Below are 23,624 nucleotides of genomic sequence, written 5' to 3' on the forward strand. Positions count from 1 at the left end.
GATGTAATAATTCCAGATATGGTAAAAAAAAGATTGAATTATAGATTTACTAATTAGAAAGTAAACCCTGATTCGTAGTTAAAGGTCTTCTGGAAGTTCTTGATACCGCCAGTGACGGATGCAGTGTCCTTCCAGTTGTTGGTTGCGGATGGAACCTGGTTCTTGCCACGTGCTTCCATGATGGAGCCGCCGAAGAGGGTCTTTACAGTTCCGTCTGCAAATCCACTGCCAGAGTTGCTGTCAGGGGTGACGGCGATCTGGTAGTTGAGTGCTGCTGGGATATCACCGGTTGCTGCTACTGCACGTGCTGCACCCTTGGTTGAAACCTGTGCACTGTTGATGTTTACAAGTTCGCTCTTTGCCTTGACGACATTACAGAATGCCGGGAAGTACTCGGTAGATGCTGCTGCAAAGACACAGCGGATGCTGTCTGCAGTCTTCTCCCAGTTACCTGCTACATCAAGAGTCCACTCTTCTGCACCAACGAGGTGTGCACCCTCGGTGCTTGCATAGGTCAGAACCTTCTCAACTTCGAGGTTGTTCAGGCCTTTGCCCTTGTTGCGTGAATCAAAGTCAATGTTCTCATTGAGTGCGAGTTTACCACCGTTTGAACGGAGGGTGTCAGTCCAGGTCAGAATTGCGATCTCTTCACCTGCATAAAGCTTGCTGTCGTGAATTGCTCCCGGAATCTTCACTGTGCTGTCTGCATAGTTAAAGTTTGCCTCGATATATGCTAAGTAATTTGCATAAGTGGTGCTACCGAATAATTCTGGATCCATGTAGTTTGTGTTGACATCTACTGGAACATTTAATTTAGTAAGGTAGAAAACTCCACCGATGTTCTTGTATGATAAGTAATCAGAGGCTGCATTTCCATACAGATTTGCCCACTCAGTTGCTTTGGTCTGAAGATAATTAAGCTGTGCAGGGGTCAAAACAACTGCATTGCCTGCAAGGGCATCAAAGTTGTTATTATCAAAGATTACTCCCTCTGCAACAGAATTCTGAGAGTCAATGGTCCACTGCATTTCGCTTTCCTGGCTGACTGCGCCAGTGACATCGATAAGGGTGTCAATGGTAAAGATCTGGTTCTCTGGAACCTGCTGCGGGAGCCGGTCTGCAGATGCAAATCCGGTGACTGCAACAAGTGCAACCAGTGCAAGAACAATTGCGTATCCGAACTTCACGTAAATTTCCTCCTACATTTCATGCTGATACTCTCAGCATCAACAAAACAAGGTTGTGTGTAACCTCATAAATAGTTTCCCGGAAAAAATGTCGTTGATTGACGATAAATCTATTCGTTTTGATCTTTTTGGGAAAAACCTTTTCTGATAAAATAACCCATATTTCTTCTAAAATCTCGAGATTATTCAATTTTTTCAGGAATCGTAAAATCATATAAGGACAGCCGTGTCGAATTCTCATTTCCATCGCCCTCAACTATCTCTGAGCGAGAATCAGAATGACATCATATTTGAGCTTCAGCAATTTTTCCCTCTTCACCTTCAATCACAATGACTACATCTTTTGAAGAATGGTTTTGAACATACCCCGCTAATTCAAGACTATCAGCAATATCCTCAACTTTATCCCGGAACCCTACTCTTTGGACTTTCCCTTTTACTGAAATGTGAAATTGTTTCCTTATTGAATCGGACATGATATACAAACACCAATCAATTTATATGTACACTACTCTGCATATATCTTCTGTGCAGCCTGAATCTATACTCTCTTCAACCATAAATGGCATAAACAATACACAAATGAGACAAACTCACTTCCTCGCAACCGTCAGATACCCACTATGACACACCTTTGTCGAAGGCCTCGTCCCTCTCTCGCTCCGGTCCATCTCCCGCATAATACTCTCATGGGCAGTAACCTCTGAAAAGAGCCCGGAGGCCGTATCAAACACAATCCCCATCTGTTCAAAGAACGGTGTATAGCAGACCAGGTACCCACCTGAACGGATCAGGGAGAAAGCATGGATGACATGCTCTTTCGTTACTCCAAGGTCAAGGTGGACAATATCATACTGCCCGTCCATCTCCAGGACATCCCGGTTCACCACCTCAATATTTGAAAGCCCGGTCTCCCGGATACTCTCTTCTGCGATCCGGAAAAACTCCTCCCTTCGTTCACAGGTCGTTACCTTTCCGGCAACTCCGGCAAAAAAGACTGCCGCAACTCCGCTCCCGGTCCCGGCATCAAGGACATGATCATACTTATTCATCGCAGTCAGGCCAATCACCAGCCCTATATCCCGGGGAAGCATGGGTGCCCCGCTCCGTTTTGCCTGCTCAAAAAAGTCTGTTGCCCGAGGAAGGCGTATAACCAGTTCCTTTCCGGATTTGGTCCTGATGATATCGCCCGGCTCCTTTCCGGCGATGTGGGAGAGATCAACCATCCCAAGATCGGTCCCGAGACTCCCCTCCCCGGCTCGGACAACATAGATCTTACCTTTCCCGGAGAGGATCACCCGGTCTCCGGCTGCTATCATGAAGACAGACGAAGGATCGCTTCTGCAATATCTCCTTTCGTCTCAACAAGAGCTGCCTTTGCTGCTTCCGGTGTCACATGTGCCTGCCCGGCAACAAGCTCCACGTCCTCATCAGGAATGACCGCTTCAGCCTCTTCAAACCGTGGCTCACCGGTTATCTGCCAGGTGACAGTGCCCTGCATCTTCATGATGGCAACCTCGGCCTGGTCAAACACATACCGGCCCTTAGGGGTGGTAATGACAATCTCCTGCACATCTTCAATCGGCTTGATATCCATCCCAAGCTGTTTCATCATCTGTTTCATCTTGCGGGGGTTCATTCCAGGTATCATGATTATTCCTCTTTTTGTATGCCGTGTCTGACCGATACTGCCATCCCGGTTTCACAGGCCATCATCTCTGTGCCGGATACGACAGCCTCGCCAATTGCGATAAACCGTCCGTCTCCATCGATCACAATAACCTCATCACCGGCGTGGATACCCGGATCAGCATCGGTAACATGCCTGCAGAAGAGGTTTTTTCCGGCTGCGATGAAGTTTACCACATCCTCTCTGAGCTCGACCCGACCCGTTTGGCCGGGCAGGGCTTCATGGAGCCGCTTTCCCCCGGCAAGCCCAAGGGTCAGACGACCGTCATGAGCACGAAGGGTTGCAAGGCGTTTTCCATCAAGGAGAACCTGACGGACTCCGCCACGTCTGGATGTGATAAACCTGCAGGAATCAGGAAATAATAGTACACCTATACCCCTGCCAAACTGGAGATCAGCGATGGTCCTGACACGACTGAGCATATTGCTGCGCTAATATTCGGTTGACATCTTCGATAAATGCACGCTCTTCTTCCTTAGGTATAAAGGCTCCGGCAGCGATCCGGTGACCTCCTCCGGAACATCCCTCACGTCCCTCGCATGCCAGAGTGAGTGCCTGCTGGAGATCAACTCCTTTACTCACCACCTCCGGACGGGTCCGCATGGATATCTTCGTCATCGACGGGTCAAGGGAGTCCTCGCACATGATCAGGATAGGTTTTTCTGGATTAAGCCGGGAGAGTGCCATTCCAGCACCTATGCCCACAATAGTATCCGGGAACCGACCGCCTACATGAATGTAGAGCATATGGGAGAGCTCTGTCACACCCGTTTCGGTAATATAGAGCATGACCTCGCGTATCTTGCTCCGGTGATTGCGGAGCATATGTTCCGCCTCCCGGTAGGCAACCATCCGGTCACCACGACAAATAGCCCCTCCAAGCTCAGGTCGCTGCCACCTCCCACATGAATTCAGCATCGTTGCAAATTCTGAGGCATTCCGAAGTGATGCCTGATGCCGGTCCTCGTCAGGGAAGAGATAGTGGTCGGCAAAGAGTCGCCCGGTGTCCTTCCCATGAGCAACCATCTGTTCAATGACTGCACAGCATACCTGCTGTTTCTGATCAAATGAGAGATCCTCCCAGACCGGCCACCGGTTTGGCTGGATGGGGGTAATACCGATCCGTTCAAGAAACTTCCCGGCACCATCCGGGTCCCTGCTTACTCCGGGGATATCCATGTCATCTGAATATGCCAGGGACTGGGGAAGCGGCCGGGTGGATATCCCGTAAATATTGAGATCATGCTCCCAGAGCTCCACAGTACCCTGCCTGACCCCATCCTGCAGGATCTCCCGTGCCGGGCCGGTAAGGCAGAGATGCTCCCTATCCATCATATCACCGATATTACCGATGATTGCAAGCTTGGCAAGATCAGTATTGATCGAGTCCAGCTCCCTTGCAAGCAGATATGAGACCCCCGCAGCACTCATCTTCTCATGTCCATGGTTCAGACAGTTCACCTCGATGAAGGGATCGCCATGTTCTGCCGGCTGGCTGACATGATGATCGATGATGATCGTTCTGGAGGGTTCAAGTCCCTTCTCAAGAAGCATCTGCTGCTGACCGGAGCCGAGGTCGGAGAATATCTTCAGGGAAGAGTCATCCGGGATCTGGTCAAGGGTCAGGGGATCGAGCTGACGGACAAAAGTAGTGGAAACGCGGATGCCATCACGGCTGAGAGCCTGTGCCAGTATAGCCTCACTGCTGATCCCATCCGCATCAATATGAGAGATGATGGTCACCTCCTCACATGAACGGACTGCATCAGCAGCAGCCCTGATATCCTCAAGAAGACTCATTCAGGTACTATATGGAGGTATGAGAAAAAGAGGAATGTGCAGGGAGTAAAATAGTAGAGGAGAGAGAGGAGGATTTCATGACTGTCATCATTCAAGGCAGATCATTTCCGGATGACCTGACACAATATGCAGAATTTATCGGGCAGGGATTATTATCACCGGAAGAGATGCGACGGATTGATCAGAACGCACAGGCCCTTGGCATCAGTGGACTGGAACTTATGGAATCCGCCGGGACCGGACTTGCGATGGCTGCACGCCAGTATCAGCCCGGAAAAATACTCATTCTGTGCGGAAGCGGAAATAATGGCGGTGACGGAATGGTGGCAGCCCGCCATCTTGCAGGTGAGGCAGATATTACCGTCTTCTGGTATGACTCGGGAAGACAGACCGACTCAACAAGAACACAACTTCAGCGTCTTCTCTCTTGCAGTGTCACATCCATCCCATTCCGCAGCAGGGATGACCTGATTGAGCATACCCGGATCTTTCAGGATACCGACCTTATCATTGATGCTCTTCTTGGAACCGGAGGAACGGGTTCGGTCCGGGAACCTGTCAGAACCTGTATCGAATTTGCAAATAATGCAAAGGCACCGATCCTCTCTGCCGATCTCCCATCACCAGGTATCATCCCGGATAGGATCTGTGCATTTCATCGGGCAAAAACCGAAGGAGCACATATCTATGGCATCGGGATTCCTCTTCTCGCTGAAATTAGTACAGGACCTGGAGATCTTCTTATCCTCCGGAACCGGAACCCGGACAGCCACAAGGGCGTGGGAGGCAACATACTTGTTATCGGGGGTGGCCCATACCAGGGAGCTCCCTACCTTGCCGGGCTTGCAGCACTCAGGGCTGGTGCAGATATCGTCCGGGTTGTAAGCCCCCATTACCTGCCTGAACCGGATATTATTCATGTTCCTACAGCCGGTGATCGAATTACCACAGCAGACCTTGCCACCATCATACCCTTGTGTAAACAGGCTGATGTCGTCCTCTGTGGCCCGGGTCTTGGTCCCGAATCCCATGATGTCATCACATCCCTCGCCCCCTATATCAGAAAAGGAGTCTTTGATGCTGATGCATTGAGAGATCCTCTCCCTGTTGCGGGAGAATCACTCTATACACCCCACGCAGGAGAGTTTGCCCGGATGTCCGGCCTTAGCCCTGGAAAGACACCACGGGAGCGGGCACATGCAATAATGAAGGCACAGATATTAGGGACAGTTCTGCTCAAGGGAGCGGTGGATGTCATCTGTGACGGATCACGGGTCAGGTTTAACCAGACCGGCACACCCGCCATGACGACCGGTGGGACCGGGGATGTGCTTGCCGGAGTATGTGCAGCTCTGATGGCTGTTGTTCCTGCATTTGAGGCAGCGTGTATCGGAGCCTATGTCACAGGGCGCGCAGGTGAACTCATCACACAGACCTGTGGGTATGGGATGACAGCCCGTGACCTCCTTACGGCAGTACCTCAAGTATTGTTCAGGAGCACTTCTGAGAGAGAATAATGCCGGTATTTACTCATCTTGATGATGACCGTGCCAGAATGGTGGATGTATCCGCAAAAGGGGAAGTCTACCGGAAAGCGGTCGCTACAGGAACGATAACCCTTCGTCCTGATACCCTGTCTGCGATCCGGGATGGCACTGTTGTAAAAGGGAACGTTCTTGCAACTGCCAGAGTAGCCGCTACACTTGCGATTAAAGATACTCCGCGGCTTATCCCGATGTGCCATGCAATTCCCGTTCATGGGATTGATATCACCTTTGATTACACAAAAACGGGAATCACAGCCACAGTTACGGTCATATCTGCCGGCAAAACCGGGGTTGAAATGGAAGCACTTGTCGGTGTGAGCACCGCCCTGCTCACCATCTGGGATATGGTAAAATCTGCCGAGAAGGATGAGAAAGGGCAGTATCCGGTTACCGGCATCTCTGATATCAGGGTACTTGAAAAAGTAAAACAGGACCTGTAAGGCAGTCATCAAGAGCAGATATATATCCTGTATGAGAGACCTGTAATGGACTTTCGGGATCCGTCCCGTTAGGAATGTAGCCTGATTCAGGCTGAACCTGGTGAACCGCATGACAAAATCTATGTATGCATATGTCAGGGATGCATGGAAGATCCCTGATGATACCGGAGTCAAAGCCCTCCTGTGGGAACGAATGCAGGACTGGCGCCGGGAAGGAAGTATTGTTCGTGTCCGCAGACCAACACGGATTGATCGTGCCCGTGCTCTTGGATACAAGGCAAAACAGGGTATCGTTGTAGTCCGTGTGAAGGTCCGCCGTGGAGGCCGCCGGGCATCCAGATATGTTCGTGGACGTCGTACTGCACGTATGGGTGTAAACCGGAAGACCATGGGGAAGAGTATCCAGCGGATCGCTGAAGAGCGCGCCTGCCGGAAGTACCCAAACATGGAAGTCCTGAACTCATACTGGGTTGGAGAAGACGGACGTCAGAAATGGTACGAAGTTATCCTTCTTGACCCGCATCACCCGTCTATTATCAATGATAAAACCCTGAACTGGATATCAAAACCAGGGCACCGTGGCCGGAGTGAGCGTGGACTGACCAGTGCTGGTGTCAAGGGCCGTGGCATGCGCAGACGCGGGAAAGGTACTGAAAAGTGCCGTCCATCTGTCCGGGCTAATGCAAACCGGGCCAAATAACCTTTTTTAAATGCACGTCTTTGACGGTTGCGTTTTTCCTTATCCTTCCGGAACGGTAAGTATTGCCAGGTATGCACGGGAGCTTTCTTCACTTGGGTTTTCTGGGTGCGTTGCTGCGAGCATGGCACCGGTAAACAGGATATATGACATCCCGGTCTGGACAGCACGATATCTGACGGAGGTTCCGGCCCGTCTTCTCAGCAGAGAAGCAGGAAGATCCGTACAGGTGAATGATCTCGTGTATGTACAGGCGGGAGATGCCGGATATAACCGGAATATCCTCACTACGCAGGGCGTCCATGTCATGACCAATCTGCATACAACTCCGAAGGACGGGTTTGACCGGTACTGTGCACAACTTGCCGCCGAACGGGAGATTGGGGTGGATCTATCAGTCAGACCCCTCATTGAACTTCGTGATGGTGCGAGGCAAAAAGTCATCAGAAGATATGAAGAGATTTTTACGCTTCAGAACCGGTATGAATTCCCGATTGTGCTGTCAAGTCATGCCTCTGATATAACCCATCTAAAAAGTCCCCGGGAAATGATACGACTCTTTTCACTTGTATGGAAGGATGAGAACCTATTATGGGAGTCTCTGGAGAGCATCTGCCGGATAAAAAACCGGACCGGACCGGTTGTGGAGATATAAATGCGTCTTCGCCCGTCCATGCGTGAAAACTTCAGATATGTTCTTGTTCGGATTACTTCGGATTCTGTTTTTGAATCGCGTGATCTGTACCGATCGATTGCAGAGTCGGTTGTCAGCCTGTATGGTGATCGTATCACGGCGCAGATCTGGCCGTCTGTCATGCAGGTATCTGGTTCTTATGCAATTATCAGATGCAGGCGCGGTCTTGAGCACGATCTTGAGACTGCTCTCTGTGCGATATCGCAGATTCAGGGCACACCAGCAGCAATACACCCGCTCAGAACATCAGGAACGATCCGGACACTGAAAGAAAAGATGCCGCTCTGCACCGAGAAACGAAGCGCAAAAGCCGTGATATCAGGAGTTCCCTGTGATGTTGTTGTTTCTATGCAGGGAAGGATAGATCTCAAAGAAAAGGGGATTTATCATGAGATACCACGGTACATAACAGAAGAAGATACTGAGGACCTGTACTATGATGAATAATAATCAGGCCGCATATGATCGCGCCATTACTGTTTTCAGCCCGGATGGGAGATTATACCAGGTTGAATATGCACGTGAGGCGGTCAAACGCGGCACAACTGCAGTTGGAATAAAATGCCAGGAGGGCGTCGTCCTGATAGTTGATAAACGGATCAACTCCCGCCTTCTTGAGGCCAATTCAATAGAGAAAATTTTCAGGATCGATGAGCATATCGGAGTTGCGTCATCCGGGCTTGTCGGCGATGCACGCGCACTGGTCGACCGGGCCAGAATCGAAGCTCAGATAAACCGGGTCACCTATGACGAACCGATCGATGTCGAGACCCTTGCAAAGAAACTTGGCGACCATATGCAGACCTATACCCAGTTTGGCGGGGCACGCCCCTATGGGACTGCACTCCTTATTACCGGTATCTCTGACGGCCAGTTCCGTCTTTTCGAAACAGATCCGAGTGGCACCCTTCTTGAATACAAGGCAACCGGAATCGGAACCGGCAGACCTGCCGTGATGAAACTGTTCGAGGAAGAATACACTCACGAATGTTCCATAAAGGATGCCATTACCCTTGGTCTGAAAGCACTTCATGAAGCAACGGAGGGAAAGTTCGACGTGAACACCGTTGAGATCGGAGTAATTACAAGGGAGGAGGAGCAGTTCAGGAAGATGTCACGTGAAGAGGTTCTGTCCTATATCGGACAGCCACAGTAACTGGAACAGGGAGGCAGACCGGTGATATCACTCGATGATGCAGTTGTTGCAAAACTTGAGAGCCATGGTGAGCGGTTTGAGATCCTGGTAGATCCGGATTTGGCCGCAAAAATCAGGCAGGGTGAAGATATCCCAATTGAGGATGCGGTTGCAGCACTCCAGATCTTTGAGAACGCTTCCCAGGCTGAACGGGCATCAGAGGAGTCCCTCAAAAAAGTGTTCAAAACAACAGAATTTGAACCGATCGCATTACACATCATCCGCAAGGGAGAGATTCACCTTACCTCAGAGCAGCGAAAGGTCCTGACCGCGGAAAAACGCAGACAGGTCATCACCTTTATCGCGCGGAATGCAGTTAATCCCCAGACCGGACATCCTCACCCGCCACAACGGATTGAACTGGCAATGGAAGAAGCAAAAGTCCATATTGATCCATTCAGGAGTGTAGAGGAACTGGTAAAGGACACGATGAAGGCACTCAGGCCTCTTATCCCGATCAAGTTTGACGAAGTCAGGGTTGCAGTCAGGATCCCGCCGGATTATGCACCCCGGGCGTATGGTGAGATCTCAGCCGTAGCTGCCATCGAGAAAGAAGAATGGCAGAAGGACGGGTCATGGATCTGTGTTGTGGTAATCCCTGCCGGAATACAGACCGAGTTCTACGACCTGATTAACCGGATCAGCCATGGGAACGCAGAGACAAAGATCATCAAGTAACTATAAGTGTATTTGAATCCAACAAAAAAGGACATCTAGGTAGGTTTTGAATATGGCCAGAAAAATGGTAAAGGCAAAGGGGAGGGTATCCGGCTCTACGGGCAGATTTGGTCCGAGATATGGTCGGTTTATCAGGAAACGAGTACGTGATGTTGAACTGATTTCAAAAGCAACACACACCTGTCCCCGCTGTGATACCGTTTCAGTAAAACGGAAAGGAACGGGCATCTGGGAATGCAGAAAATGCTCATTCAAGTTTGCCGGCGGCGCATATGTCCCGGTCACTCCGAACCTGAAGGTTGCCCTGCGTACTATTGAGCGGACAGTAAAGGAGGCGTAAAGCTTCTATGCCTGGGTCGTACAAGTGTGCCCGGTGTAAACAAAAGGTCGAGATCGATATGAATGTCCGGTGTCCCTTCTGCGGGCATCGGATCCTTTTTAAAGAACGGGGAGCAGCAATCAAAGAACTCAAGGCCAGATGACTCTGGTCACTACTTCCCGTCGTTCCACTTTGGCAACCAGATCGATAGCCAAGGATCTCGCATTTGCAACCGGGGCCGGGTATCTGTCACGGGGAAAGCACGGACTTCGTGAGATCTCCGATGAGCATGACCTTTTCATCGTATTTGAGCAGCAACGGGCAGGAATACTGATGACGCTCTATCGTGAGGGCGAACCATGCCTCATGCGAATCATCAAAAAGCATGACACGGGTGTTCGTGAGGGGCATCTGTATAGGGGTATCAGAACATCAGACCATGAACTGGGCGGGATTCTCGAGGGGACATGCACCGTTGATTATCTTGATCACAATGATCTGGTACTTGCCTTTGACGGCCCACAGAAACGGTGCATGACGCTCATACTCGGCAGGGTACTGGATGATGCATGAAGCAATCTTCACCTTTGAAACACCCGATACCGGAGTAATTGTCAGGTCGTTGCTACCTGAGGCAGAAACCGATGGAGCGGGCAGATCCTGGGGAACAATAACAGAGACGTCTGAATCATCATTTGAAATCCGCATCAGGGCAGAAGATCTGACCGCGCTCAGAGCGGCTCTGAACACCTGGCTCAGACTGGTTCAGATAGCTGAAGAGATGGTACAGACAACTAAAAAGGCGGGAAGAACAAATGAATAGGAGGAGTTAAGGATGCAGAATATTTCGCCAAAAGTGCAGAACCAGATAAATATGCTTCAGCAGATGCAACAGCAGATGCAGACCATCCTCTCTCAAAAGAGCCAATATGAACTGGCTGCGCAGGAAGCACGAAGAGCGGTTGAAGAACTGAAGGAAACAGATGACTCTGCTGCGGTATATATGAACGTGGGAACTGTTGTCATGCAGAAACCTAAATCTGAAGTCATCTCCAAAGTCACTGAGAAGATCGAAACACTGGAGATCAGGATCCGATCAATAGAGAAGCAGGAGAAGATGCTTCAGGAAAAGTTTGAAAAACTTCAAAGTCAGGTTCGTTCAGAAATTGAGGGACGAAAAACCCCCGACGCAAACTGAATCCATATCTTTTTTGAGCGAGGATTGCCGAGCCAGGTCAAAGGCGACGGATTTAGGGTCCGTTCCCGAAGGGGTCCGGGTGTTCAAATCGCCCTCCTCGCATTCTTCATGAAACTGTGCCAGTTGATATCACTACGTTTTTTATTCACGGAAATCAATACTTCTCCAACTGCTCATTATAGAATTGGGATTGTGGGGATTGTGATGTGGCACATACAAAAATCGGAAGTGTGTACCCGGCAACAGGATATACTCAGAATTGTCCGGGTAATAGTGCTGGGAGTACTTCTTGTAACAGGTATTTTTGTTGGGGTGGGATCTGGCAAACCCCAGGCAAAAGAAACTCTTGATTCAGGGCCTGATGTTGCAATAATTGATGCATCAGTCAAGATGGACATCTCTGAAATGGGTGAGATCACCTTGGGAACGATCCCTGATGAACGATTAATCGTTACCATCACGGTTCAGAATACGGGGAACCGGGAAGCTCCCGGATACAAACTCCGTGCATATCTTGTACGGGTTGGCAGAGAGGATGAGATCGGAACTCAGATCGGGGGTGATATTACCGACACCAGACTTGGCGCAGGTGAGACCCGGACATATACCAAGAGCTGGTCTCTGCCAACACACCTGAAGAGGGGGGAATACCGGGTCATGATCGTCCTTGATACAAGCAGTTATTTTATTGAGCCTGATACTGACAACAACCGCATGACAAGTCAGCAGCCCGTCGTTCCCGGAGCGCTTACCGGACCGGAAGGATCAATTCCGGTATATTCACCTGCAGAGATTACCAAGCCCGGGTATTATGTATTAAAGCGGGACATCGACGGGCGAAAGAAGATGAATGTTTTTGAGATAAAAACATCAGGAGTAACCATCGACGGGGGAGGCAATACTATCAGAGGCTTGTCATCGGGATTTAACTCTGGAATATATATCAATGCAGGAACCGCAATCCGGGATATCACCATCAAAAACGTGGTAATTGAGGGAATGGATGCAGGCATCTGGATGTACAAGGTAAGTAACAGTGTTATTACAAATTGTACAATCAGAAACACTGCTAACATGGGTCTCCGGCTTGATCAATCCAATCAGAACCAGATTTTTGATAATACGTTTGAGAAGAATGCCATAGGTATCGGAATTTTCCAGTCCAAAGATAATCATATCTTCAATAACCTCTTGAAAAACCCGCATAATGCAGTCGTGAATGAAAATGAGCGGAATATGTGGAACACCGATCTCAAATCAGGAACAAATATCATCGGTGGTAGTATGATTGGAGGAAATGCCTGGTTTGATGAGACGGGTGAAGGAGGATTTTCTGCATCCGCTCAGACCTATTCCCACGAAGGTATTTCTGATTCACCCTATTCACTGAATGCAAACAATATAGATCTCTACCCACTCTCCCGGTCACCCTCAAAACCATCGGTTGCTACAACTCCGGTACCAATATATACGCCAATCCCGACAGATACTCCTGTTCAGGAATGGAGTGATTCAAAGTCAGAGACCCCTCCTGAAGAACCAGTATCTGACCAGGTGAGTGAGCCATTAATGCCGGATGTGGTTAATGCCAGTACCGAAGAAAGCACACCTCTACCAGAACAAAGTCAGAATATCCAGACTGAAGAAGCAGGAAATACAGAAGAACCTGAACCAGCCCCTCCGTCACGTCCTCTTTCACCCTATGCAGACATCAGTGTAAAAGAGATCACAGGACCTGAAACCGGCTGTCCGGGAACCGAATTTAACCTCTCTGCAGTTATTGAAAACACCGGCGGGTATGATGCTGATGCATTCCAGGTCAGATTCTACCTGACTGAAGATCGTCAGATAGATGGGAAAGATATCTTTCTTGGAGAGAAGACAGTTCGTAACCTTCCATCAGGGAGCGAGCAGACTCTCACAGAATCTTTTATCATCCCAAAATTGATCGGGCTCAAAAATTATTACCTGGCAATCGTCACGAACACAGATAATTCAGTGTTTGAAGATAAAAAAGAAAATAATAACGGATATTCATCCATTCGGATGGCAATCCGGGATTGTTAATTACTCTTTCTTTTCTGTACTATTCTCTTTTTCAAGAGTGATTGGAGTAATATTCCGGACCGTTACTTCAAAGGTAAGAGCTTTTCCTGCAAGAGGACTGTTCAGATCAAAGGTGACATTGGTTGCATTCATATCAGCAATAGTAGCCTGGAAGAGTTGTCCACCGTCAAAGAGCGTTACACGATCACCAACAGTTGCGTTCTCGCCAGCCGGGATAAATTCAATCGGCATCGAAACGATCTTTGCCGGATCATATTCACCATATGCCTCTTCAGGGGAGAGGGTAAACTTCTTTGTTTCATTCACCTCCATGCAATGAAGGGCTTTGTCAAAGCCGGGGATTGCCCCACCAGAACCAAGTATCAGACTGAATGGCTGACCACTCGTATATGAACTGTCAAATTCTGTTCCATTGTCAAAGGTTCCGATATAGTCTACCTCGATAAGATCTCCGGTCTGTGCACCGCCAGTACATGCAACAGCCTGGGTTTCTGCTGGAGGTATGGTCTGGACCTGTTCAGGCGGGGTTGTTGTACACCCGCAGATGAGTGCTGCTGCGATAAGAAGAATTGCACCTGCAATACCAAGACAGGTACTGCATCCGCTGATGCTGAAACGTTTCTCCATACTCAGCTCTTGGAGGATGGCCGGGAAAAGAGTTCTCTCAAAACCCTGATACTGGTGGCACGAGCATCTGTTAAAAATCCGGGGTGATGATCAGGTCTTCTGGTTCATGCGCAAGGCCGATGGCAGCAAGAGAACCGATAATCCCTCCACCACCATAGGTATAAATCCCACACTCACGGGCACACTGGCGCGCCTCCTGACAGGTAATCAGACTGGTTCGGGCCCGAAGTCCATATTGATATAATAAATCCGGGATCAGAAATCCTGTCTTAATCGCGATGCCCCACCCGTCTGACACACTTTCATCGCCGATAAACCGGACGGCTGCCTTTCTGATAAGGTCGGCTTTTTCAGGAACCACTGCCAGTTCTATGGCACTACAGGAGTTCCCTGCAGTCTTCTCCGGAAGATCCTGCCAAAGCATGGCGATGTGATGGCCAATGGGAAATGTGCCCGACAATTCTGACAGGTAATCAAGAAGGGCTATTGCAAGGGCAAAGGTTGCCCCCTCTTCAAACCGGTCGGTATTGTCAATTCCAATGATAATATGCACGAGCGCCTGCGTTCTGATACAGCCCTCAGTCGCCTGCTCATGCCTGACCGTATCAACGTTGATGACCCCTTCTGCCCTACCCATCATCCCGGTCAGTGAGAATGCCGGACCCCCCACGGAACGGATTCTCTGCACAATTTCATCCCCCTCCTGCCATATCCCGGTTACCGCGACGGCCGATTCTGGCCAGAGTCCTACCGTACTCTCATACTGTCCCATCCGAACAAACTCACGAAGGATCGTCCCCTGACGGATGATCCTGATCTCCGGGTTGGCTTTGGCATGATGCCTCGCACAAAATGCAGCACAGGCACTGGACAGGCACTCATGCACAATCTCCACCATATCACCATCGACAGCGGTGAAGATCCTCCGGCATGCGGTTCGGGGTATGGCACTGACAGCAGCATACCTGCTGGGAGCACGGCCATGAGGCTGAGTGAGCACCGTCAGACATCCCTCATCAGATAACCGGACAATCCAGTCCCGTGCAGTACTCCGGGGGATACCGGCTGACTGTGCAAGATCATCCACCGTAAAAGAACCCTTACGGAGGGTCAGCTTTCGCATCAGCTTCAGATACGAACGTCTGCGCTCAATTACCCCCTGCATACCTGTCACGAATTGAAAGGATATCTCCAAGGACCGCACTTGCTGTCTCAAGCGATCCGGCCCCTTTCCCTGAGAAGACCAGATCCCCGGCAAGATCGGTACGCAGGATGATTGCATTTAAAGACCCGTGAACAACAAGCGGATGATGCCGGGGAATGATCCGTGGTGACAGCCGGTAGAGATTCTTTCCGGGGATTATCTCTCCGATGAGCCGTATCGTTGCATCCTGCTCTTCTGCAAGCCTGATTGCTTCTTCGGTCAGGAGATCAATCCCGGTAATATCAATATCTTCAAGCGTTATCCGCTGGTTCAGGACCGTATTTGCTAATATTACCAGTTTTATTGCAGCATCAATGCCTTTTACATCATACGTCGGATCTGCCTCAGCATACCCCAGAGCCCGTGCCTCGTCAAGTGCCTGCTTATACGACAGCCCCTCTTCAGCCATCCTGGTCAGAATGTAATTGCAGGTCCCGTTCAGAACTCCATACAGGGCCTGCACCTCATTCCCACCAAGTGACTCAAGAAGCGTATGCAGAATGGGGATCGCTCCGGCAACGGTTGCTTCAAACCGGAAGGAAACCCCTGCTTTATCCGCCTCCTGTTTCAGCTCATGATAATGCAATGCGACCGGGCCCTTGTTTGATGTGACCACATGACAACCCCTGGATAATGCAGTCCGGATATAGGAGGTTGCAGGCTCCCCGGTTGCTGCATCTGTCGGGGAGACTTCTACCAGTACATCATAGGGAGCCGTCCGGACAACGTCATCAGCAGTAATGGAGACATCGCCGCACAGTCCGGTCTCTCTCTTGCGGGACAGGAGATCTGACGGTGAGATACCATCCGAATGAATCATTCCGGACCGTGAATCTGCAACACCGGTCAGCACAATCCCGAGATCTTTTCTGGTTATCGCTTCCAGGATACCCCGGCCAACAGCACCGGTCCCGATAAGTGCAATACGGATGGCCATATCAGAACTCCAGGGGCTCTATCATCAGGATATCCTTCTGCTTTGACACATCACGAAGGATTTCAATCGCCTGATCCATATGTTCCCTGCTCAATGCTTTGATGGTACACTTTGCCGAGCTTCGTTCATGTATGGCAGGCATGGCAAGACTCATCCGCGTAACCTCTGCAAAACCGGTACTATCAATCCGATCAACCGTGTCACCGAGGTTTGTATGAATCAGATGGCCGATGAGAATGACCGATTGCTGATAATGCATCCGCTCTTCTCCAAATCTGATGACGGTTATCCCCCGCTCCTGAAAGAGTTTCAAAAGAGCGTCCAGCCGCTCCTGGGGGATTTCAATAACAACTTCCACCCCAAGGGAACCCTTGTCTGATGAAAAGTCATGTTCATGAATGACCGTCTTGATATTTCCCCCGGCATCGGAGATCGGCATCAGTGCTGCAACCAGCTGACCTGGCGTATCACGGATTTCAAGTTTCATCGAGACCTGCATACATCTCCTCCCTGCATTATTAAACCAAAATTCTGCATTTTTTTCACCGGAACGGGGTATTATCACTGGTAATGATCACCGACATCGAAAATCCGTCGCCAAACGGATCTTCATCATACAGTGTTGTAATCTGGGTCCTGTTTGTCCCGTTCACTGATGTATTGTTCCCGTAAATATCCACCGAAACACCTGCTTTACTGAATGAATAGAGCGGATCGCCGAGCGGGATAGACATATCATCCTGATAACTGGTATTACTAAAGACATGAAGACCGGTCTGGCTCTCTATTCCTGCATTTTGCAGATTTATTCCGGCAGGCGGAAGAGAGAAACTGAACGTGGTCTTTCGTTCAGGTGCAACAAAGACCTCCATGGTCTGATTCTGATATCCGGGCTTTCCTATCTCAAGAATGTGAGGACCTGACTCAATTCCGTTCAGGGCGAGGGGCGTTACACCGCGCACCTCACCATCCAGAAGAACGATGGAGTTATCCGGACTGCCGGTCAGCATAAGCCCGCCGGTTGTGCGGGAGGGATGAGTGCCGGCACCATACACCGCTGCGTTATGGACCGGTACCGCTTCGCTTACACTTCCCTGATACTCGGCATTTCCCAGATAGGATACACGTATATATTCAGCAGGGGTGTGATTCCCCCTGAAAAATTCAAATTTCCCTGTCCGGTCTGTCGCATCAACCGCAATTCGCTCAAATGGATATGCCGGATCACCATCAGGAGAAGACTCCAGGCTTACCCGTTTGTTCCCAAGAGGAGAGCCGGATGCATCAGTCAGTGTTCCGGTCACGGTAAAGGCGTACCCTTCCGGAGGGTTTTCAGGTGTCACTGTTATTGATATCAGTGTCTCCTGTTTATCTGCGGCTGCCCAGGAACATATAAAGCACGTTACCAGAAAGAAGATGAGAAGCGGGATAGAGATCCAATGCCCTGAACATATCCCCGAATAGTTCCCCATATCAGATTTCATGAACTGAGGGATTATTTCGTGGCAAAAATCATGAACATACCGTTCTGAAGATCAGTGCCCCAATCCAGGTCTCTTGAAAAAATTTAAAACGCGAATCCTGCTTTGCCACTTGTTGGTACAAATTCAGGATTGCCCTTCTCATACTTTATGATGATGGATGCAAACTCCTCGGCTGCCTCAAACCCCATGGCAGTGACGATCCTGTCCTTATATACAACCGGTTTATTCTGAATGATTGCATCCTCTTTCATCATCTCACGGACAGTAAGACCAGGGGCCACTGTTGCAATCTTCTTCTTTAGTATTCCTGCTTTTGCAACTACAATCGGAGCATTATCAATAGCCGCAACGACCTTCTGTCTGGTATTGAAGATCGTAACTAATTCGATGAGATGCCGGTTATTCCAGAGATGTACCTGGGTTCCCGGGCCTCCGACGATCATCAGGGCATAATAATCATCAACACCGGATAGCAGAACATCTTCAAAGGTCCGGTTTACTTTCGCCTTCTTGCCAAGGACGCCCATTACCACTCCGACGTGCGTCGATGCAAGTTCATACGTCACCCCGGCCTCCTGAAATTTTTTAACCGGAATCAGGAGTTCCTCATCTCTGAACTTTTCAGGAGGAATCGCGATGAGTACCTTCATATCATTATCACTGTTATCAGAAGCATATTAACCATATTGAATCCTTCTGCTGAAACTATCAAATTCACAGACAACGCTTAGATACTGATGCCAAATCTCAATATCGCCTACCTCGGACCAGAGGACCTGGTAAAAGAACTGGGGAAAAAAGGCACTTCAACCGACATAACCTTCTATAACATGAAAAAAGGGGGAGTAACATTAACGATTATTGAGCCCTCCCGATACCCGGAAAAGTTGTCATCCCTCTTTTACACGGCATCCCTTGCAGATCTTGCTGTACTGGTAATTGATGCCCTGAGCGCGAAGCTGGGAGAGATAATTCTGATGCTGAACGCGGCCGGGGTGAAAGACGGTGTGTTCATCCTGAGAAATTACCTTGACAAGGGACAGATTGCACCGCTCATCCGGGGTACTGTCCTGGAACAGTATACAGAACTTCCAGATGATCCGGTCGTGCTGCGTGAGTGGTTGTGGAACCGTGCAGGAGAACAAAAATCTGCGCGGAATACTGAAAAGGGCAGTGTTCCCATCGATCATCACTTCAATGTGAAAGGAATCGGGACTGTCATTCTCGGATGTGTGCAGGAAGGGACTATAAGGCGCCATGATCAACTGACAGTCCATCCCTTAGGAAAGCAAGCCCAGATACGTTCAATCCAGATGCATGATGATGATGCAGAGGAGGCATCTGCCGGAGACCGGGTCGGGTTGGCCCTGAAGGGAATTGAGGCTGACGATCTTGACCGCGGATTTGTTCTTTCATCAGATCCACGAATCATCTCATCTCTGAAGATCACTGGAACCGCAGATATCATCCCCTACTGGCCACAGCCATTGAAAGAACAGATGGTTTTGTATGCCGGACACTGGATGCAGTTTCTCCCCTGCAGGGTATCAGCAGTGAGTGATGCAGGTGATTTCAGAAAACCGACCCTCACCCTTGAGTTTGAGCGGGAATTGATATACCTCCCTGGTTCGGTCATCATCCTCCATTACCTTGAGAGTGAAAAACTGCGGATTGTCGGGACCATCACGATAGGCTGACCCTCATGAAACACCCCAAGCAGCCTCATTTTTTACCAATATCCCATGAGGAACTTCGGGTACTCGGTATCGATCAGCCGGACATCATCATGGTATCTGGTGATGCGTATGTTGACCACCCCTCGTTTGCAGCAGCGCTTCTTGGCCGTGTTCTCTGGGATGCCGGATTTTCTGTTGCGATAATACCACAGCCGGATCCAAAAAATCCGGAGACATTCCGTGAGTTCGGAGAGCCAAGACTCTTTTTCGCAATCTCCGGGGGGAGTGTTGACTCCATGGTGAGTAACTATACTGCTGCACGAAAGAAGCGGTCAGATGATGCCTACTCGCCTGGCGGTATACCACGAAGACCGGATCGGGCAGTCCTCGTTTATACCGATATCATTCACAGGCTGTTTCCCGATATACCCATCATCATCGGCGGGATTGAGGCATCACTCAGACGGTTTGCCCATTATGATTACTGGTCTGACTCTGTCAGGCAGTCAATCCTGGCAGATGCACCTGCAGATCTTCTCGTCTTTGGAATGGGGGAGACCGCCCTGTGCACTATTGCCCAGCATGCAGATGCCGGAGAAAAACCTGGAGATATGCATAATATACCCGGGACTGTCTGGAAAATTCCCCCTAAACAACTCCATGCTCTTCATATACCTGATCTGTGCACTCTACCGGCATATACAAAAGTTCGTGAAAATCCCGATGATTTTTGTCTGGCGCATACCCTTATATCACAAAATCAGAACCCTTTTGTGGGCAGGCCCCTTCTGCAGCAACATCCAAAGACAGTAATAATCCAGAACCCTCCATCACTCCCGTTGAGTCCACATGACATGGACCGGATATATGATCTCCCCTATACCCGGGAAAAGCATCCCTCGTACCAGGAAGATATTCCTGCACTCACTCCGGTCAGGTTCTCAGTGATTTCACACCGGGGATGCTATGGAAATTGTAGTTTTTGTGCCCTTTCCATGCACCAGGGAACAATCATTCAGAGCAGAAGCCGCAAATCCATTTTGAAGGAGATTGCATCATTTCAGAACATGCGTGGATTTTCAGGGATCGTCAGTGATGTCGGTGGACCAAGTGCAAATATGTACGGGGATTTTTGTCAGAACTGGGAGAAGAATGGTGCATGCACCGATAAGGAGTGCATCCGCTGCCCGGTGGTCAGATCAGGCATTCATGACTATCTTGACATGCTTGATGAAGCTGAAAAACTCCCCAAAGTAAAACACGTATACATCGGCTCCGGGCTCCGGTATGATCTCATCCCCCTTGACACAGACTGTTTCAGGCAGATTTCCCGACATATATCCGGACAGATGAAGGTTGCACCTGAGCATATCATAACGACAGTGACCGGGTTGATGAACAAACCAGACCAGGAATGTTTTGACCGGTTCAGAATATTTTTTGAGAAGAATCAGAGGGGGAAACAGTCACGGCAGTACCTGATTCCGTATCTGATGTCAGGCCATCCGGGCTGCACACTTTCAGATATGATCTCCCTTGCCGAATATCTCCGGGATACCGGCCTATACACTGAACAGGTCCAGGACTTTACACCAACACCCATGACTACCTCAACCTGCATGTATGCAACCGGACGTGATCCCAGGACAGGAAACCGGGTACATGTTCCAAAAGGGGAGGAGAAAAAGATCCAGCGAGCCATTCTTCACTGGAAAAACCCTGCAAACTATTCACTTGTTCTGGAAGGTCTGACCCGTGCCGGGCGAAAAGACCTCATAGGTAATACGGGCAGATGCCTGATTCCGGCACGAAAAACGGGGGAGATTAGGGCGACGCGAAAAAAGATCAGTCCTTATGAGCATTATCAGGGATCTTCACCCCGCAACTGATGCATTCCTCAATCGTATCTGAATAGGTCCGGTATGCATCAGCAAGTACGGTAGACTGGGACGTGAGTCCGGCAATCATGATGGCTTCAAGGATCTCATCAGGATTTGCACCTTTCCGAAGAGCTGCCTGGACATGATAATCAGTACAGTGATTACAGCGGAGGGCAGCAGATACAGCAAGACTGATGAGTTCTACAATCTTTGGATCGAGTGTTCCGGTCTTCAGAACGGAGTTTTTATACAGCAGGTGGGAGATGAGCACTTCAGGCCGCTCTGACATCCGTTCAAAGATGAGTGGAGCCCGTCCGTAATCCTTGCGGATCGCCTCAACCCATCCCTGTGCAGTTTCGGCAGCCCCCTTTTCGAGGACCTCTTTGATGATTTTTTCAAATCCGTTTTTTGGTTTACCCATAGAAACAGCCTGACCAAAGGTCTGTCCTGAGAGATGTCATACTTACCGGTCATCTCATTCTTTCAGGATAATAATTTCATTACAGCAGGTGGATCTCTTATACTATGAATGGAAAAAAGAGCCTCATCCTCATAGTACTGGTTCTGACCTGGTGTATGTTCCTGGCCGGGTGTACCAGTTCTCCCCCTCAAAAGGAGCCTGCAACACCATCTCCAACAAGTACCCCGACCCCGGCTCCGCTCCCCCCCACAGCTGAAGAGACACCGGTTTCTGAACCAGTTCCCGAATATACCATCTTCGATGGTCCGGTGGCTGAGCCTCCTGCAGAACTTGAGGTATCAGTATCAGCACGAAAAGATCCGGTGTATAACCTTATCACGGTTGTTTTTGACGGTGGCAAAGGCCAGCAGCTGGTGCAGTCCATCAATGTCCGGGTTACTACTTCAGATGGGATCGTGACCGAACTACCTCTTCCGCCAAACCGGGGTGCAGAGATCGAATTTACCGGTTCAAAAGCGGTTGATCGTGTGCAGGCCGCTGCATATTACAAAAACGGGGCATCCTACCTTATTCTTGACCAGAATGTCGGACAGACACGGGCAGGTATTTTGACCGCAACACCAACGGTGCCAAGTGCCCCTGAAACCTCCTCGAACAGCTTGTATGATGGTCCGGTAACTCAGCCACCCAAGAATCTGATGGTTCAGGTGGATGTTATCAAGGATCCCGTGTACCGGGTTATTACCGCAACATTCAGGGGAGGTCACGGGCAGTCCCTTGTCAGAACAACTCAGATACATGCCCTGCTCTCAGATGGATCAGAAGTAACCAAAGACCTTGCCAGCAATATCGGGAGCATCGCAGAGATTCAGGGGACAGCAGGAAATGATAAAATTCAGATCGTGGTCTTTTACAAGAACGGTGAACAGTATAAAATAAGTGAGAAGGTATTCGGCCCAAGAGGCTGATTATCTCTTTTTTCGAATGAGTGCCACACCACCAAGGGCGCCAATCACTGTGCCGATAAGCAGGGGACTTTGTGTCGGTTCGGGGGTCGGTGTCGCCTCCGGAGTGGTATTCACCGGTTTCGGAGTCTCTATTACGATCGGAATTAACGTTCCAAACACCGGAACAGTCTGTCCGATCATGACAGAGGTTTCACCATTCCAGTCCTGATATCCGGGAAGTGTGAGTTGTATCTGGACAGGTCCTGCCGGGAGATCCGGTATGGTAACCGGCGTGATTCCCACGGGAGCACCATTCAGGAGAACATTTGCCGAAGAAGGTTCTGATGAGACCTGAAGTGAACCGGTGGTGATCGGGGTGAGGGTCACTCTGATCTTGGTGTTCATATTTGGCTCAACATATACCCGTTCAAACCAGTCCTTGTATCCAGCCAGGGTTATCTGGATGTTACGATACCCGGCGGTGATGTCACGAAGAACATGTATGCCTGACTTGTCGATAAAACCGGATGAAATACCATCAACAATAACCTCCCCGCCTGGCGGGCTTACTGCCAGGGACAGAGTACCAGTCTTTGCCGGGGGAAGGGCAGTCAGGGTACCACGGATGATATTACTCTTTCCTGGCTTTGGAGCCTGAACCAGTGTCTCATTGTATGTGGTATATCCGGGAGCGGTGATCATCAGCTGATAATTCACCGGGCGGTTACTTGTTTCGGCCTCAACAAGCAGCGAACCTTTCTGGATGGTACCGACAAATTCACCATTGAAATACACCGATGCATTCTCTACATTTGACCTGATTTCGTAATACGAGGTCATAGCAGGAGATTCTTCAGCAACTCCCGGACAGAAGAGCGTGAGTAATCCTGCAATCAGGAATAAAAATAATATATTGGATTTTTCCATAGTCATTCT

30 protein-coding genes and 1 tRNA gene are annotated in these 23,624 nt (G+C 49.6%); 17 read left to right on the forward strand and 14 right to left on the reverse strand.

Annotated elements, in window-relative coordinates:
* Window positions 1-53 precede the first annotated feature (53 nt).
* From MHUN_RS11820 to MHUN_RS11850, 6 genes are all read right to left on the reverse strand, one after another.
* Window positions 54-1,187, reverse strand: coding sequence for a hypothetical protein (locus tag MHUN_RS11820; RefSeq protein WP_011449234.1), 1,134 nt, complete (start codon window positions 1,185-1,187; stop codon window positions 54-56).
* Between the two features lie 284 nt (window positions 1,188-1,471).
* Window positions 1,472-1,663 (reverse strand): acylphosphatase, encoded by a 192-nt coding sequence (locus tag MHUN_RS11830; RefSeq protein WP_048067490.1) that lies wholly within the window; start codon window positions 1,661-1,663, stop codon window positions 1,472-1,474.
* A 117-nt stretch (window positions 1,664-1,780) separates the two neighbouring features.
* The gene (locus tag MHUN_RS11835; protein ID WP_011449236.1) at window positions 1,781-2,506 is read right to left on the reverse strand and encodes a methyltransferase domain-containing protein; all 726 of its coding nucleotides are present in this window, start codon (window positions 2,504-2,506) and stop codon (window positions 1,781-1,783) included.
* Window positions 2,503-2,838, reverse strand: a complete 336-nt coding sequence (locus tag MHUN_RS11840) for a nascent polypeptide-associated complex protein (protein WP_011449237.1) — start codon at window positions 2,836-2,838, stop codon at window positions 2,503-2,505. Before MHUN_RS11840 ends, MHUN_RS11835 begins: the two co-directional genes overlap by 4 nt.
* A gap of 2 nt (window positions 2,839-2,840) precedes the next feature.
* Window positions 2,841-3,299 (reverse strand): PUA domain-containing protein, encoded by a 459-nt coding sequence (locus MHUN_RS11845; protein WP_011449238.1) that lies wholly within the window; start codon window positions 3,297-3,299, stop codon window positions 2,841-2,843.
* Window positions 3,271-4,677, reverse strand: a complete 1,407-nt coding sequence (locus tag MHUN_RS11850) for a DHH family phosphoesterase (RefSeq protein ID WP_011449239.1) — start codon at window positions 4,675-4,677, stop codon at window positions 3,271-3,273. The genes MHUN_RS11845 and MHUN_RS11850 overlap by 29 nt, the downstream gene beginning before the upstream one ends.
* A gap of 77 nt (window positions 4,678-4,754) precedes the next feature.
* Between MHUN_RS11850 and MHUN_RS11855 the strand changes: the two genes are divergently transcribed.
* The 14 genes from MHUN_RS11855 (at window position 4,755) to MHUN_RS11920 (ending at window position 13,512) form a co-directional block, all read left to right on the forward strand.
* On the forward strand, window positions 4,755-6,194 hold the full coding sequence (locus tag MHUN_RS11855) for an NAD(P)H-hydrate dehydratase (RefSeq protein WP_011449240.1): 1,440 nt from the start codon (window positions 4,755-4,757) through the stop codon (window positions 6,192-6,194).
* A complete protein-coding gene (moaC, locus tag MHUN_RS11860; protein ID WP_011449241.1) occupies window positions 6,194-6,664 on the forward strand; it encodes a cyclic pyranopterin monophosphate synthase MoaC in 471 nt (156 codons plus the stop codon). Before MHUN_RS11855 ends, moaC begins: the two co-directional genes overlap by 1 nt.
* Window positions 6,665-6,773: 109 nt before the next feature.
* Window positions 6,774-7,364 (forward strand): 50S ribosomal protein L15e, encoded by a 591-nt coding sequence (locus MHUN_RS11865; protein WP_011449242.1) that lies wholly within the window; start codon window positions 6,774-6,776, stop codon window positions 7,362-7,364.
* A gap of 10 nt (window positions 7,365-7,374) precedes the next feature.
* Window positions 7,375-8,016, forward strand: coding sequence for an RNase P subunit p30 family protein (locus MHUN_RS11870; RefSeq protein ID WP_011449243.1), 642 nt, complete (start codon window positions 7,375-7,377; stop codon window positions 8,014-8,016).
* Window positions 8,017-8,502 (forward strand): Rpp14/Pop5 family protein, encoded by a 486-nt coding sequence (locus tag MHUN_RS11875; RefSeq protein WP_011449244.1) that lies wholly within the window; start codon window positions 8,017-8,019, stop codon window positions 8,500-8,502. It begins immediately after the preceding gene.
* A complete protein-coding gene (psmA, locus tag MHUN_RS11880) occupies window positions 8,492-9,211 on the forward strand; it encodes an archaeal proteasome endopeptidase complex subunit alpha (protein WP_011449245.1) in 720 nt (239 codons plus the stop codon). The genes MHUN_RS11875 and psmA overlap by 11 nt, the downstream gene beginning before the upstream one ends.
* Window positions 9,212-9,232: 21 nt before the next feature.
* Window positions 9,233-9,928, forward strand: coding sequence for a ribosome assembly factor SBDS (locus tag MHUN_RS11885; RefSeq protein ID WP_011449246.1), 696 nt, complete (start codon window positions 9,233-9,235; stop codon window positions 9,926-9,928).
* Window positions 9,929-9,980: 52 nt separating this feature from the next.
* On the forward strand, window positions 9,981-10,268 hold the full coding sequence (locus tag MHUN_RS11890) for a 50S ribosomal protein L37ae (RefSeq protein WP_011449247.1): 288 nt from the start codon (window positions 9,981-9,983) through the stop codon (window positions 10,266-10,268).
* Between the two features lie 7 nt (window positions 10,269-10,275).
* Window positions 10,276-10,410 carry a DNA-directed RNA polymerase subunit P gene (locus MHUN_RS11895; RefSeq protein ID WP_011449248.1) on the forward strand — a complete coding sequence of 45 codons (135 nt, stop codon included), beginning with the start codon at window positions 10,276-10,278 and terminating at the stop codon, window positions 10,408-10,410.
* Complete coding sequence (locus MHUN_RS11900; protein ID WP_011449249.1) at window positions 10,407-10,820, forward strand: hypothetical protein; 414 nt, start codon at window positions 10,407-10,409, stop codon at window positions 10,818-10,820. Before MHUN_RS11895 ends, MHUN_RS11900 begins: the two co-directional genes overlap by 4 nt.
* A complete protein-coding gene (locus tag MHUN_RS11905; protein WP_011449250.1) occupies window positions 10,810-11,070 on the forward strand; it encodes a KEOPS complex subunit Pcc1 in 261 nt (86 codons plus the stop codon). The genes MHUN_RS11900 and MHUN_RS11905 overlap by 11 nt, the downstream gene beginning before the upstream one ends.
* A 12-nt stretch (window positions 11,071-11,082) precedes the next feature.
* Window positions 11,083-11,445: a prefoldin subunit beta gene (locus tag MHUN_RS11910; protein ID WP_011449251.1), complete on the forward strand. Its 363-nt coding sequence runs from the start codon at window positions 11,083-11,085 to the stop codon at window positions 11,443-11,445.
* A 17-nt stretch (window positions 11,446-11,462) separates the two neighbouring features.
* A tRNA-Leu gene (locus tag MHUN_RS11915) sits at window positions 11,463-11,547 on the forward strand.
* Window positions 11,548-11,649: 102 nt separating this feature from the next.
* Complete coding sequence (locus MHUN_RS11920; protein ID WP_011449252.1) at window positions 11,650-13,512, forward strand: NosD domain-containing protein; 1,863 nt, start codon at window positions 11,650-11,652, stop codon at window positions 13,510-13,512.
* Here MHUN_RS11920 and MHUN_RS11925 read toward each other — a convergent pair whose 3' ends face one another.
* The 6 genes from MHUN_RS11925 to MHUN_RS11950 all read right to left on the reverse strand — a co-directional run bounded on the left by MHUN_RS11925 (window position 13,513) and on the right by MHUN_RS11950 (window position 18,414).
* Window positions 13,513-14,139 carry an FKBP-type peptidyl-prolyl cis-trans isomerase gene (locus MHUN_RS11925; RefSeq protein WP_011449253.1) on the reverse strand — a complete coding sequence of 209 codons (627 nt, stop codon included), beginning with the start codon at window positions 14,137-14,139 and terminating at the stop codon, window positions 13,513-13,515. It abuts the gene before it with no gap.
* 70 nt (window positions 14,140-14,209) lie between these two features.
* Window positions 14,210-15,304, reverse strand: coding sequence for a hypothetical protein (locus MHUN_RS11930; protein WP_011449254.1), 1,095 nt, complete (start codon window positions 15,302-15,304; stop codon window positions 14,210-14,212).
* Complete coding sequence (locus MHUN_RS11935) at window positions 15,288-16,280, reverse strand: homoserine dehydrogenase (protein ID WP_011449255.1); 993 nt, start codon at window positions 16,278-16,280, stop codon at window positions 15,288-15,290. Before MHUN_RS11935 ends, MHUN_RS11930 begins: the two co-directional genes overlap by 17 nt.
* Window position 16,281: 1 nt before the next feature.
* A complete protein-coding gene (locus MHUN_RS11940; RefSeq protein ID WP_011449256.1) occupies window positions 16,282-16,779 on the reverse strand; it encodes an amino acid-binding protein in 498 nt (165 codons plus the stop codon).
* 43 nt (window positions 16,780-16,822) lie between these two features.
* Window positions 16,823-17,764, reverse strand: coding sequence for a carboxypeptidase regulatory-like domain-containing protein (locus MHUN_RS11945; protein ID WP_011449257.1), 942 nt, complete (start codon window positions 17,762-17,764; stop codon window positions 16,823-16,825).
* Window positions 17,765-17,847: 83 nt separating this feature from the next.
* A complete protein-coding gene (locus MHUN_RS11950) occupies window positions 17,848-18,414 on the reverse strand; it encodes a DJ-1/PfpI family protein (protein WP_011449258.1) in 567 nt (188 codons plus the stop codon).
* Window positions 18,415-18,501: 87 nt separating this feature from the next.
* Between MHUN_RS11950 and MHUN_RS11955 the strand changes: the two genes are divergently transcribed.
* Both MHUN_RS11955 and MHUN_RS11960 read left to right on the forward strand, forming a co-directional pair.
* Window positions 18,502-19,461, forward strand: a complete 960-nt coding sequence (locus MHUN_RS11955; protein WP_011449259.1) for an EF-Tu/IF-2/RF-3 family GTPase — start codon at window positions 18,502-18,504, stop codon at window positions 19,459-19,461.
* A gap of 5 nt (window positions 19,462-19,466) precedes the next feature.
* On the forward strand, window positions 19,467-21,329 hold the full coding sequence (locus tag MHUN_RS11960; protein ID WP_011449260.1) for a YgiQ family radical SAM protein: 1,863 nt from the start codon (window positions 19,467-19,469) through the stop codon (window positions 21,327-21,329).
* Here the strand turns inward: MHUN_RS11960 and MHUN_RS11965 are convergent.
* Window positions 21,286-21,741 (reverse strand): carboxymuconolactone decarboxylase family protein, encoded by a 456-nt coding sequence (locus MHUN_RS11965; protein ID WP_011449261.1) that lies wholly within the window; start codon window positions 21,739-21,741, stop codon window positions 21,286-21,288. The genes MHUN_RS11960 and MHUN_RS11965 overlap by 44 nt on opposite strands.
* 104 nt (window positions 21,742-21,845) lie before the next feature.
* Between MHUN_RS11965 and MHUN_RS17695 the strand changes: the two genes are divergently transcribed.
* Window positions 21,846-22,709 (forward strand): hypothetical protein, encoded by an 864-nt coding sequence (locus MHUN_RS17695; protein ID WP_011449262.1) that lies wholly within the window; start codon window positions 21,846-21,848, stop codon window positions 22,707-22,709.
* Here the strand turns inward: MHUN_RS17695 and MHUN_RS11975 are convergent, their stop codons facing one another.
* Window positions 22,710-23,615 (reverse strand): PEGA domain-containing protein, encoded by a 906-nt coding sequence (locus MHUN_RS11975; RefSeq protein ID WP_158498221.1) that lies wholly within the window; start codon window positions 23,613-23,615, stop codon window positions 22,710-22,712.
* Window positions 23,616-23,624 lie beyond the last annotated feature (9 nt).

This window comes from Methanospirillum hungatei JF-1, assembly GCF_000013445.1.
Lineage (GTDB): Archaea > Halobacteriota > Methanomicrobia > Methanomicrobiales > Methanospirillaceae > Methanospirillum > Methanospirillum hungatei.

Bases quoted from the DNA above. Each gene is read 5' to 3' on its own strand.
- MHUN_RS11830 (WP_048067490.1), bottom strand. From the start codon at position 1,663: ATGTCCGATTCAATAAGGAAACAATTTCACATTTCAGTAAAAGGGAAA.
- MHUN_RS11835 (WP_011449236.1), bottom strand. From the start codon at position 2,506: ATGATAGCAGCCGGAGACCGGGTGATCCTCTCCGGGAAAGGTAAGATC.
- MHUN_RS11840 (WP_011449237.1), bottom strand. From the start codon at position 2,838: ATGATACCTGGAATGAACCCCCGCAAGATGAAACAGATGATGAAACAG.
- MHUN_RS11845 (WP_011449238.1), bottom strand. From the start codon at position 3,299: ATGCTCAGTCGTGTCAGGACCATCGCTGATCTCCAGTTTGGCAGGGGT.
- MHUN_RS11850 (WP_011449239.1), bottom strand. From the start codon at position 4,677: ATGAGTCTTCTTGAGGATATCAGGGCTGCTGCTGATGCAGTCCGTTCA.
- MHUN_RS11855 (WP_011449240.1), top strand. From the start codon at position 4,755: ATGACTGTCATCATTCAAGGCAGATCATTTCCGGATGACCTGACACAA.
- moaC (WP_011449241.1), top strand. From the start codon at position 6,194: ATGCCGGTATTTACTCATCTTGATGATGACCGTGCCAGAATGGTGGAT.
- MHUN_RS11865 (WP_011449242.1), top strand. From the start codon at position 6,774: ATGACAAAATCTATGTATGCATATGTCAGGGATGCATGGAAGATCCCT.
- MHUN_RS11870 (WP_011449243.1), top strand. From the start codon at position 7,375: ATGCACGTCTTTGACGGTTGCGTTTTTCCTTATCCTTCCGGAACGGTA.
- MHUN_RS11875 (WP_011449244.1), top strand. From the start codon at position 8,017: ATGCGTCTTCGCCCGTCCATGCGTGAAAACTTCAGATATGTTCTTGTT.
- psmA (WP_011449245.1), top strand. From the start codon at position 8,492: ATGATGAATAATAATCAGGCCGCATATGATCGCGCCATTACTGTTTTC.
- MHUN_RS11890 (WP_011449247.1), top strand. From the start codon at position 9,981: ATGGCCAGAAAAATGGTAAAGGCAAAGGGGAGGGTATCCGGCTCTACG.
- MHUN_RS11895 (WP_011449248.1), top strand. From the start codon at position 10,276: ATGCCTGGGTCGTACAAGTGTGCCCGGTGTAAACAAAAGGTCGAGATC.
- MHUN_RS11900 (WP_011449249.1), top strand. From the start codon at position 10,407: ATGACTCTGGTCACTACTTCCCGTCGTTCCACTTTGGCAACCAGATCG.
- MHUN_RS11905 (WP_011449250.1), top strand. From the start codon at position 10,810: ATGATGCATGAAGCAATCTTCACCTTTGAAACACCCGATACCGGAGTA.
- MHUN_RS11910 (WP_011449251.1), top strand. From the start codon at position 11,083: ATGCAGAATATTTCGCCAAAAGTGCAGAACCAGATAAATATGCTTCAG.
- MHUN_RS11920 (WP_011449252.1), top strand. From the start codon at position 11,650: ATGTGGCACATACAAAAATCGGAAGTGTGTACCCGGCAACAGGATATA.
- MHUN_RS11925 (WP_011449253.1), bottom strand. From the start codon at position 14,139: ATGGAGAAACGTTTCAGCATCAGCGGATGCAGTACCTGTCTTGGTATT.
- MHUN_RS11930 (WP_011449254.1), bottom strand. From the start codon at position 15,304: ATGCAGGGGGTAATTGAGCGCAGACGTTCGTATCTGAAGCTGATGCGA.
- MHUN_RS11935 (WP_011449255.1), bottom strand. From the start codon at position 16,280: ATGGCCATCCGTATTGCACTTATCGGGACCGGTGCTGTTGGCCGGGGT.
- MHUN_RS11940 (WP_011449256.1), bottom strand. From the start codon at position 16,779: ATGCAGGTCTCGATGAAACTTGAAATCCGTGATACGCCAGGTCAGCTG.
- MHUN_RS11945 (WP_011449257.1), bottom strand. From the start codon at position 17,764: ATGAAATCTGATATGGGGAACTATTCGGGGATATGTTCAGGGCATTGG.
- MHUN_RS11950 (WP_011449258.1), bottom strand. From the start codon at position 18,414: ATGAAGGTACTCATCGCGATTCCTCCTGAAAAGTTCAGAGATGAGGAA.
- MHUN_RS11955 (WP_011449259.1), top strand. From the start codon at position 18,502: ATGCCAAATCTCAATATCGCCTACCTCGGACCAGAGGACCTGGTAAAA.
- MHUN_RS11960 (WP_011449260.1), top strand. From the start codon at position 19,467: ATGAAACACCCCAAGCAGCCTCATTTTTTACCAATATCCCATGAGGAA.
- MHUN_RS11965 (WP_011449261.1), bottom strand. From the start codon at position 21,741: ATGGGTAAACCAAAAAACGGATTTGAAAAAATCATCAAAGAGGTCCTC.
- MHUN_RS17695 (WP_011449262.1), top strand. From the start codon at position 21,846: ATGAATGGAAAAAAGAGCCTCATCCTCATAGTACTGGTTCTGACCTGG.
- MHUN_RS11975 (WP_158498221.1), bottom strand. From the start codon at position 23,615: ATGGAAAAATCCAATATATTATTTTTATTCCTGATTGCAGGATTACTC.